Origin of the sequence: Marinobacter sp. ES-1 (genome assembly GCF_000475255.1) — a bacterium.
In the GTDB taxonomy this organism is placed as follows: domain Bacteria; phylum Pseudomonadota; class Gammaproteobacteria; order Pseudomonadales; family Oleiphilaceae; genus Marinobacter; species Marinobacter vinifirmus.
On the sequence record NZ_AXBV01000052.1, the window covers coordinates 167,941 to 176,843 of the forward strand.

Consider the following 8,903-nt stretch of genomic DNA (forward strand, 5'->3'; position numbering starts at 1 on the left):
CGCCGATTATAACCACCCGTCACGGCATTACAAACAACCCGGTCACAAACCGGCTTGGTCAATCAGTCACTGTGCAGCAACAAGGCGTAGCGGGTACTGCATCCGCCCCCGGCTAACTGAAAAATACAACCTTTCTCCACTAAGTCCGTCAAATCCCGCGTAGCCGTCGCCTTGCTGACCTTAGCCATAGACTGGTATTTCCGGGCGTTGATGCCTTTCCCAAATTCCTCGCCGGCAGAATCAAGCAACCGAGGAGCGCAGAGCACCCTCATCCCAAGTGAAACGGGGCCAGTCTTGTTCTTGCCAGATATACATGAGCCGAATAAACCCGCTTTTTGGATCAAAACCTGAGCCGATTATGGCTCATATTCGGCTCAGCGGCTACCTCAGCCCCAGCGGGTCAGACCCGCAGTACATTTCGTCATGCCAAATGTATCGGGGGTCTGACCCCCAGCCAGAGGCATTGGTAGGGTTTCAGGGTAATCGTGCCGCTGAGGTCTTCGATGGGCTGGTCGGAGAGCAGGTCTGTCCATTGGTCTGTGCTGATCAGGTTGATGTCGCTGAGGGCCACTTGTTGCACTTCGGCGCTGATGTTGTGGATGCAGAAGATGGATTGTTCCCGGCGCAGGCTCTGGCGCCAGAAGCCGAACAGTTGCAGGCCCAGGTGCAGGGTGAACTGGGTGGCGTTGGGGTGGAAGGCGGGCTGGGCCCGGCGGATGGCAATCAGACGTTTGAGTTCCCCGTACACCTTGCTGTGATGGCTGAGGGGATCAGCCAGCGTTGCTTCCAGGCTGTCCAGCTGCCACTGGCTACGGTTGATGGAACGAAGCCGGCCGGTATGTTCCACACGGTCGAGGTCGTTGCCGGTGGCCAGCAGGCTGTGAATATAGAAAGCCGGAATACCTTCCAGCGCCAGCATGATGGTGTGGGCACACAGAAAGCGCTGCAGCTGCCAGTGGTCTGCTCCACCCTCGGCAGTACCTTTCAGGGCATCCCACAGGGCAATGTTCAGCTCATAGGGCTGATCCCGGCCATCGGCCGTGCGCCGGTATGACACCTTGCCCCCAAAAGATTCCAGGGTATTGATCAGCCGCTGCTTCTCGTCCTCGTCCAACAGCCCGTCGGTGGGGCGCATCCCTATGCCGTCATGGGAGGCGATAAAGTTCAGGTAGGTGGTGCCCATCTGCGCCGGCGGCATGCCCATCAGCCAGGTTTTCAAATGGCGGCAATTACCGGTCACCAGGGTGTTGATCAGCAGGGGCGGCAATGAAAAGTTATAGATGGCATGGGCTTCGTTGGCGTTGCCGAAGTAGGTCAGGTTCTCCCGATTGGGCACGTTGGTTTCTGTGATCACCACGGCATCTGCGGTGTGATGCTCAATCAGCAGCCGCAGAATCTTAATCAGCTCGTGGGTCTGCTGCAGGTGAATACAGGGCGTGCCCGGCTCTTTCCAGAGAAAGGCCACCGCATCCAGCCGGAAGATCTTCACGCCCCGCTCCAGGTAATAACGAATGATACCGGCGAATTCGATCAGCACCTCCGGGTTGGCGAAATTCAGGTCCACCTGGTCTTCGCTGAAGGTACACCACACATAGCGCTCGCCGTCCTCGGTCTGCACCGGATTCAGCAGGGGCGAGGTGCGGGGCCGAACCACCTGGCTCAGGTCATCTTTGGGATTGGCTTCAACAAAGTAATCCTTGCCCGGCCCCACCCGCTTGCGAAAGTTCTCGAACCAGCGGCTGCGGGCCGACATGTGGTTGATCACCAGGTCCGCCATCAGTTTGTAATCCCGGGCGATGGCTTCGATATCTTCCCAGCTGCCGTGGGATTCGTTCACCGCCAGGTAATCCATCACCGCAAAGCCATCGTCTGAGCTGTAGGGGAAGAACGGCAGAATGTGCACGGCCGTCACTGACTCCCGCAGGCAGTCGTCCAGAAACCGCTTCAGGGTCACCAGCGGTTTTTCATCCGGGCGCTGTACCGTGTCGGCGTAGGTGATCAGCACCACATCCGCCTGGCTCCAGTTGTTCTGGTGTGCCGGCGGTGGCTCGGCCTCCGGGTCCAGGCCCATGGCATCCAGCAACTGGTCCGCCAGAAACTCGCAATCCAGCGCCGGATAAACCACCTCCAGCATCGCCACCAGCCGGCTTTCCAGTGACTGGCTCATGGCCGAAACTCCTCGTTGTCCAGCTCCACCGCCTCCAGCAGCTGCTCGCGAATATCCGGAATGGCACTGGTCACCCGGTTCCAGCTGGGGATAAACGGCGTATCCATGGGGTTATCCAGGAAGTACGCCCCGGCGCGCATCACGTTCTGGGCGAACAGTTCCACCGCCTTTTCTTCTTTGTGGCGGTCAAAACTCAGGCCATTGATCATGGCGTCGTTCTGGTAGGTCTCGACAAAATCCAGGGCGATGCGGAAATAGCTCGCTTTGAGGGTGCGGAATTTCTCGTTGGAGAAAATCTCACCGTTGGTCGCCAGCTTGCGGAACAGCGCCTTGGCGATGTCCATGCTCATCTTCGACAGGCCCCGGCTGGCGTCTTCCGGCGACAATTCCTGATGCTTGTGGTCATACACATCCGCCACATCCACCTGGCACAGCCGGTTGGTGGCGTAGTTGCGCTTCATTTCCGACAACACGCCGATTTCCAGGCCCCAGTCGCTGGGGATGCGCAGGTCATTGATCACATCGGTGCGGAAAGAGAACTCACCCGCCAGCGGGTAGCGGTAGCTGTCCAGGTAATCCAGGAAATCGTTAGGCCCGCAGACTTTCTTCAGGGCGCGGATCAGCGGCGTCACCAGCAGCCGGCTGACCCGGCCATTCATCTTGCTGTCCGCTACCCGGGCGTAATAGCCCTTGCAGAACATGTAGTTGAAGCCCGGGTTAGCAACCGGGTAGATCAGCCGCGCGAGCAGGTCCCGGGAATAGGTCAGAATATCGCAATCGTGCAGCGCGACAGACTCGCTCACGCCGGAAGCCAGCACATAGCCGAAGCAGTACCACACGTTCCGGCCCTTGCCCATTTCTGTCGGCGCCAGGTTTTGCTCCCGCAGTTTCAGGTCCAGCGCCCGCAGCCTCGGGCCATCGTTCCACAACACCTTGAACGGTTGCGGCAGGTCCGAAAAGTATTCCAAGGCATGTCGGTACTGGTCCTCACTGGCGCGATCCAGGCCGATGACCACCTCGTCCAGGTAAGGCACACGGGTGAGCTCTTGCACAATGTTCCGCAGCGCCGGGCCTTCGAGTTCCGAATACAGGGATGGCAGCACCAGCGACATCGGCCGCTCTTTGCGAAAGCGCATCAGGTCTGCCTCGATGTCCTCCACCGGGCGGCGCACAAGGTTATGCAGGGTGGTAACAATGCCGTTCTGGTAAAAGTCGCCCATGGCGGCTCTCCTTTACTGGTAACCGTACTCCAGGAGCAGGTTGAGTACGCAGGCGTTCCAGCCCTCGGGGCCGGGTCTCAGGGAGCGCATGGCATGTCGGGTGGGCGAAAACTGCAGCTGTTCACTGTTCGCCCCGCTTATTACCACCGGGATATCTGCCTCCTCCAGCATGCGCTGGTCGTTCGGGCTGTCGCCCAGGGCGATGGTGATTACCGGCTCATTGCCGAAACACTCCTGGTAACGACTCAGCAAAAAACGGGCCCCCTCTGCCTTATCGAAGGTTCCCATGACATGCCAGAAGCGCCCGCCCTGCACCAGTCGCAACCCCGCAAGCCCAAGCGCGGCGCGGAATTGCGCCAGTTCGGCGTCGGTTCCATCCCACAGCAAAGGCTCGGTAGCCAGGCGCTGTTTTGACCGGGCTGCCTCGCCTTCTTTCAGCCCCGTCAGCTGCGCCAGCTCCCGCACCGACAGATCAGAAAAGCCCCGGAATCGTGCGCCGGTCTCCCGCTGCACCAAAAGTGTGCGCATCAGCTCGTTATGGGGAACACCAAAATGCACCACCTCGTCGTGCGGATTGTTCAGACATCCCGCCGGAATCACCACCGCGGCCCCGTTCTCGGCAATAAACGGCGCCCGCAGGCCCATCGCCCGCTGCAACTCCCGCATCTCCGCCGCTGTCTTGCTGGAATTCAGCACCAGCGGAATCCCGTTAGCCGCCAGCCGCTCCATCGCCGGCAATGCCGCCCGCCAGCTATAGCTATGGTGGTCCAGCAAAGTGCCATCCAGATCGGTAAAAACCACCAGCTGTGGTTGCATTCGCCACCTCCACTCTGCACTCTGAGGGGGTCTGACCCCCGATACATTTCATGGCACCAAATGTACTGGGGGTCTGACCCCGTTTCAGAGACCGATTCAAAAACCAGGCCAATCCATGACCAACGACACCTTCAAAGTTGAACACCGCTACCTGGACCTGCCGGACAGCTTCTACAGCCGGGTGAAGCCCACGCCGCTTTCGCAGCCAAAGATGGTGTGCTTCAACCACAAGCTTGCGGCGCAGCTGGGGTTTCATGTTCAGGATGAGCAGGATTGGGCACAGATTGGCGCGGGGGCGGAATTGCTGGAGGGGATGGACCCGGTGGCCATGAAGTACACCGGCCATCAGTTCGGCATGTACAACCCGGAGCTGGGGGATGGCAGGGGGTTATTGCTGTGGGAAACCGTGGCGCCGGATGGCACCCGGTGGGACTGGCACCTGAAAGGCGCGGGCACCACGCCCTATTCGCGCTTTGGCGATGGCCGGGCTGTGTTGCGCTCCACCATCCGGGAATACCTGTGTTCGGAAGCCATGCACGGGCTGGGCATACCCACCACCCGGGCGTTGTTTATGATCAGCGCCAAAGACCCGGTCCGGCGCGAATCCATCGAAACCGCCGCCGCCCTGATGCGCGTCGCCAAAAGCCATATCCGCTTCGGCCACTTCGAATTCGCCGCTTACCATGATGGCCCGGAGGCAGTGAAAACCCTGCTGGAGCATGTCATCTCACTGCACTTCCCGCACCTGGTTGAACTGCCGGAACCACAACGCCACGCCCGCTGGTTCACCGAGGTGGTGGAACGCACCGCCCGGCTGATTGCCGACTGGCAGGCGGTCGGCTTTTGCCATGGCGTGATGAACAGCGACAACATGTCCATCATCGGCGACACCTTCGACTACGGCCCCTTCGCCTTCCTGGACGATTTCGACGCCGGCTTCATCTGCAACCACTCCGACCACGAAGGCCGCTACGCCTACAACCGCCAGCCCCAGATCGGCTTCACCAACTGCCATTACCTGGCCAACGCCCTGCTGCCGATTATGGAAGAAGACACCGTGCGCGAATGCCTCGGCAGCTACGAAAAAGCCTACAACCAGCGCTTCAAGCACAACATGCAGGCCAAGCTCGGGCTGGAAGAAACCGACGATGCAGACATGGCCCTGATCATGGACACCTTCAGCATGCTGCACGAACACCGGGTGGACTACACCCGCTTCTTCCGCGGCATCTCAAACCTGCACCGCCATGGCAACGCCCCGGTGCGTGACCTTTTTGCAGACAGAAGTGTGGCAGACGAATGGCTGGAACGCTATGAAGCCCGCCTGCAAAAAGAAACCCGCGCCCACGACGAGCGCGAATACGCCATGCGCCAGGTAAACCCCAAATACATCCTGCGCAACTACCTGGCCCAGCAAGTCATCATGGAAGCCCAGAACGGCGACTACGCCCCCATGAAAGAACTAATCAAAGTGCTGGAAAACCCGTTCGATGAACAACCCGAACACGAACACTACGCCGCCCTACCCCCAGACTGGGGCAAACACCTAAGTATCAGCTGCTCATCGTAAGGCGTCAAAGCCACTCGCGCAGGGGTCAGACCCGATCGCGCAGGGGTCAGACCCGCTCGCGTCTTTGGGCCTTAGGGCCGCGAGAGGGTCTGACCCCGTTGCCTAAGCCCACTCCCAAATCAACCCTTAACCGGAGCCAGCGCATCCAGCCTACGTCCATGCCGCATAATATAAAGCACCAACAAAATAGCCGGCACCCCCATCACCCCGGCAACCAGAAAGAACTGCGCATACCCAAAATCCGCCACCACAATCCCTGAAAACCCGCCAAGAAACTTCCCGGGCAAGGTCATCAACGAACTGAACAACGCATACTGAGTCGCCGTAAACGAAGCACTGGTCATACTGGAAAGCCAGGCAATCAGCGCCACGTTAGCAATACCACCACTCAGGTTATCGGCACTCACCACCAGCGCCAGCAGCTTGATATCCGGCGGGTACTGGGCCAGCACCACAAACAGCAGATTCGTAGCGGCCGTCATAATCGCCCCGGCCAGCAGAATCCGCCGCACGCCGTAGCGCACCACCAGCACCCCGCCAACCATCGAGCCAAGAATGGTCATAAAGAAGCCGAACACCTTGGTCACATCGGCCACCTGGGTTTTGCTGAACCCCATGAAATCCAGATAGAAAGGATTGGCCATCACCCCCATGGCAATGTCTGAAATCCGGTACACCGCCACCAGCACCAGAATCACAATGGCCAGTTCTTTATAGCGCCGGAAGAAATCCACAAAGGGCCCAGCCACGGCGGCGTAGAACCAGCCCGCCAGCTTCGCCAGTCGGGGCGGAAGGTGCCCACGGCGCGCGGCCTCTTCCCGAACCTTGTCCGCAATGTCTTCGGCCGCAGCAAAGTGGTTCACCTCAGGCTCCCGGGCCACCAGCACCGTCAGCACACCCACTCCCACCAGCGCCGCCATCACCTGGTAAGACACCTGCCAGGACCAGAACTCTGCCAGGTACAAAGCCCCGGCACCGGCCACCAGCAACGCCAGCCGGTACCCGAAAATATAGGTCGCCGCCAGCGCTGCCTGCAGCCGCTCTTCCGCGATTTCAATACGGTAGGCATCAATGGCCACATCCTGCGTGGCCGAGGAGAAGGCCACCAACAACCCGCACAAAGCCAGGGTTTCCGGGGCAGAAAGGGGGTCCACCGCTGCCATCAGATACAGGCCCGTGGCAATGCCCGCCTGGGCCAGCAGAATCCAGCTCCGGCGCTTGCCGAACAGCCGGTTCAGCACCGGCAGCTTCAGGCGGTCCACCACCGGGGCCCAGAACACCTTGATGGAATAGGTAATGCCCAGCCAGCTGAAGAAGCCGATGGTTGCGGTTTCTACCCCCACATCCGCCAGCCGCGCATTGAGGGTGGAAAACACCAGCAAAAACGGCAGCCCCGCTGAAAACCCCAGAAACAGCATGGCAATCACCTGCCAGCGGGTGTAGGTGTACAGGGCGTCTTTCAGCAGGGCAAGGCGGGTGCCGGGTACGATAGTGAAATCTCCGGATCAGTCGCGGAAGTTATTGAATTGCAGCGGGATATCCAGCTCCGCCTCGCGCAGCATGGCGATGGCTTCCTGCAGGTCGTCCCGCTTCTTGCCGGTTACCCGCACCTTGTCACCCTGAATGCTGGCCTGCACCTTCATCTTCTGGTCTTTGATCATCTTCACGATCTTCTTGGCCATATCGGTTTCAATACCCTGCTTCAGGGCAAAGTGCTGCTTCACCAGCTTGCCGGCCTTGCTCTCGCCGTCTTCCGCCAGGGCACGGGCATCGATATTGCGCTTGGCGAAGGCCATCCGCAGCAGATCAATCAGCTGCTCCAGCTGGAATTCCTGCTCGGCGCTCACGGTAATCCGCTTGTCTTCCAGCTCGATATTGGCGTCTACATTCTTGAAGTCCCAACGGTTGCCCAGATCACGCTTGGCCTGGTCCACCGCATTGGTTACTTCGTGCATTTCAATTTCGGAAACAATGTCAAAAGAAGGCATGGTCGTCATTCTCCAAAGGCAACACAGAGGTATACTGTGGCGAGATGATTAACAGCGGCTGCGCCGGAACCGCCAAAGCATACCAAGAGCCAAGGCGAACCGCACCCGACAATGGACTGGTAAGAAGTAGATAAACAATGCCAAACCTGGACCTTCCCATCCTCGTAGTAGACGACGCCAAATTCAGCAGTATGGTGGTTGGCCGCACCTTGCGAAATGCCGGTTACCGCGACATACGCATCGCCAACAACGCCCCGGCGGCCCTGAAACTGATGGAAGAACGCCCGGTGAGCGTCCTGATTGCAGACTGGCTGATGCCTGAGATGGACGGCCTGGAACTCACAGACCAGGTGCGCCAGCTGGACGAACAGACCAACCACTACACCTACGTGATCCTGCTGACCGCACGGGAAAGCGTGGAAGCCCTCTCGGTAGCCTTCGACCGGGGCGTCGATGACTTCATCTATAAGTCCGACATGACCAAGCAGCTGATTCCCCGCATTTTCGCTGCAGACCGCATGGCAGACCGCCAGAACACCCTGCTGCGGGCCAACGCCTTACTGGTGGAGAACAACCGGGAGCTGGAATCCAGCAACATCATCGACATGGAAACCGGCCTGTGCAATGCAAAATATGCCCGCCAGCGCCTGCAGAAAATCCTGCGCCATGCCGAATCCCGTGGCGGCGCCAGTGCCTACGTAATGTGCGGCATCCGTAACTGGCAAGACCTGAAACGCAAACACCCGCCCAGCGTGATGAGCGAACTGGCCATCGGCATCGCCCGCCGCCTGAACAGCCTGATCCGCCCCATCGACGCCCTGTGCCGCATTGGCGACAACCAGTTCGTGATCGTGTCTTACTTTCCCAACAGCGACCACTGCACGCCCACCGCCTTCCGGCGCATCTTCGACGGCATCAACCACAAAGCCCTGAAAACCACCGCCGGTTACATTTCCGTAGAAGCCGGCATGGCCCTGTGCCGCGCCAGCGCTGAAGAAGGCACGCCTTCTGTACAGGATATGGAAAAAGCCTCGATACAAGGCCTGATAGATGCCTACGAAACCCGTCGCTTCGTGGAAATCACACCGGAAATTCGGGAAGGCGTATAAGAACTACACACCTTGACATCCTCGCCCACCTGA

Annotated in this window: 8 protein-coding genes; 2 read left to right on the forward strand and 6 right to left on the reverse strand. The window is 59.4% G+C overall.

Features of this window, described 5'->3' with window-relative positions; all coding sequences use genetic code 11:
• Positions 1 to 240 precede the first annotated feature (240 nt).
• The 4 genes from Q668_RS17765 to Q668_RS09960 all read right to left on the reverse strand — a co-directional run bounded on the left by Q668_RS17765 (position 241) and on the right by Q668_RS09960 (position 4,203).
• A complete protein-coding gene (locus Q668_RS17765) occupies positions 241 to 315 on the reverse strand; it encodes a DUF4172 domain-containing protein (protein WP_152521775.1) in 75 nt (24 codons plus the stop codon).
• A gap of 106 nt (positions 316 to 421) precedes the next feature.
• Positions 422 to 2,167, reverse strand: a complete 1,746-nt coding sequence (locus Q668_RS09950; protein ID WP_022989465.1) for an alpha-amylase family glycosyl hydrolase — start codon at positions 2,165 to 2,167, stop codon at positions 422 to 424.
• Positions 2,164 to 3,387, reverse strand: coding sequence for a glycosyl transferase (locus tag Q668_RS09955; protein WP_022989466.1), 1,224 nt, complete (start codon positions 3,385 to 3,387; stop codon positions 2,164 to 2,166). The genes Q668_RS09950 and Q668_RS09955 overlap by 4 nt, the downstream gene beginning before the upstream one ends.
• 12 nt (positions 3,388 to 3,399) lie before the next feature.
• Entirely contained in the window at positions 3,400 to 4,203 is an 804-nt protein-coding gene (locus Q668_RS09960) for an HAD-IIB family hydrolase (RefSeq protein WP_022989467.1), read from the reverse strand.
• Positions 4,204 to 4,318: 115 nt separating this feature from the next.
• On the opposite strand from Q668_RS09960, the gene Q668_RS09965 reads away from it, so the two are divergent.
• Complete coding sequence (locus tag Q668_RS09965) at positions 4,319 to 5,773, forward strand: protein adenylyltransferase SelO (protein ID WP_022989468.1); 1,455 nt, start codon at positions 4,319 to 4,321, stop codon at positions 5,771 to 5,773.
• Between the two features lie 119 nt (positions 5,774 to 5,892).
• On the opposite strand, the gene Q668_RS09970 is transcribed toward Q668_RS09965, so the two are convergent.
• Both Q668_RS09970 and Q668_RS09975 read right to left on the reverse strand, forming a co-directional pair.
• Positions 5,893 to 7,200, reverse strand: coding sequence for an AmpG family muropeptide MFS transporter (locus Q668_RS09970; protein ID WP_200861353.1), 1,308 nt, complete (start codon positions 7,198 to 7,200; stop codon positions 5,893 to 5,895).
• A gap of 78 nt (positions 7,201 to 7,278) precedes the next feature.
• Positions 7,279 to 7,761, reverse strand: a complete 483-nt coding sequence (locus tag Q668_RS09975; RefSeq protein ID WP_022989470.1) for a YajQ family cyclic di-GMP-binding protein — start codon at positions 7,759 to 7,761, stop codon at positions 7,279 to 7,281.
• Between the two features lie 137 nt (positions 7,762 to 7,898).
• On the opposite strand from Q668_RS09975, the gene Q668_RS09980 reads away from it, so the two are divergent.
• Positions 7,899 to 8,870 carry a response regulator gene (locus Q668_RS09980; protein WP_022989471.1) on the forward strand — a complete coding sequence of 324 codons (972 nt, stop codon included), beginning with the start codon at positions 7,899 to 7,901 and terminating at the stop codon, positions 8,868 to 8,870.
• The last annotated feature ends 33 nt before the right edge of the window (positions 8,871 to 8,903 follow it).

What these genes read in the sequence shown, in the direction of transcription:
- Q668_RS09980 (WP_022989471.1), top strand. Translation starts at nt 7,899, where the DNA reads ATGCCAAACCTGGACCTTCCCATCCTCGTAGTAGACGACGCCAAATTC.
- Q668_RS09955 (WP_022989466.1), bottom strand. Translation starts at nt 3,387, where the DNA reads ATGGGCGACTTTTACCAGAACGGCATTGTTACCACCCTGCATAACCTT.
- Q668_RS09950 (WP_022989465.1), bottom strand. Translation starts at nt 2,167, where the DNA reads ATGAGCCAGTCACTGGAAAGCCGGCTGGTGGCGATGCTGGAGGTGGTT.
- Q668_RS09975 (WP_022989470.1), bottom strand. Translation starts at nt 7,761, where the DNA reads ATGCCTTCTTTTGACATTGTTTCCGAAATTGAAATGCACGAAGTAACC.
- Q668_RS09960 (WP_022989467.1), bottom strand. Translation starts at nt 4,203, where the DNA reads ATGCAACCACAGCTGGTGGTTTTTACCGATCTGGATGGCACTTTGCTG.
- Q668_RS09965 (WP_022989468.1), top strand. Translation starts at nt 4,319, where the DNA reads ATGACCAACGACACCTTCAAAGTTGAACACCGCTACCTGGACCTGCCG.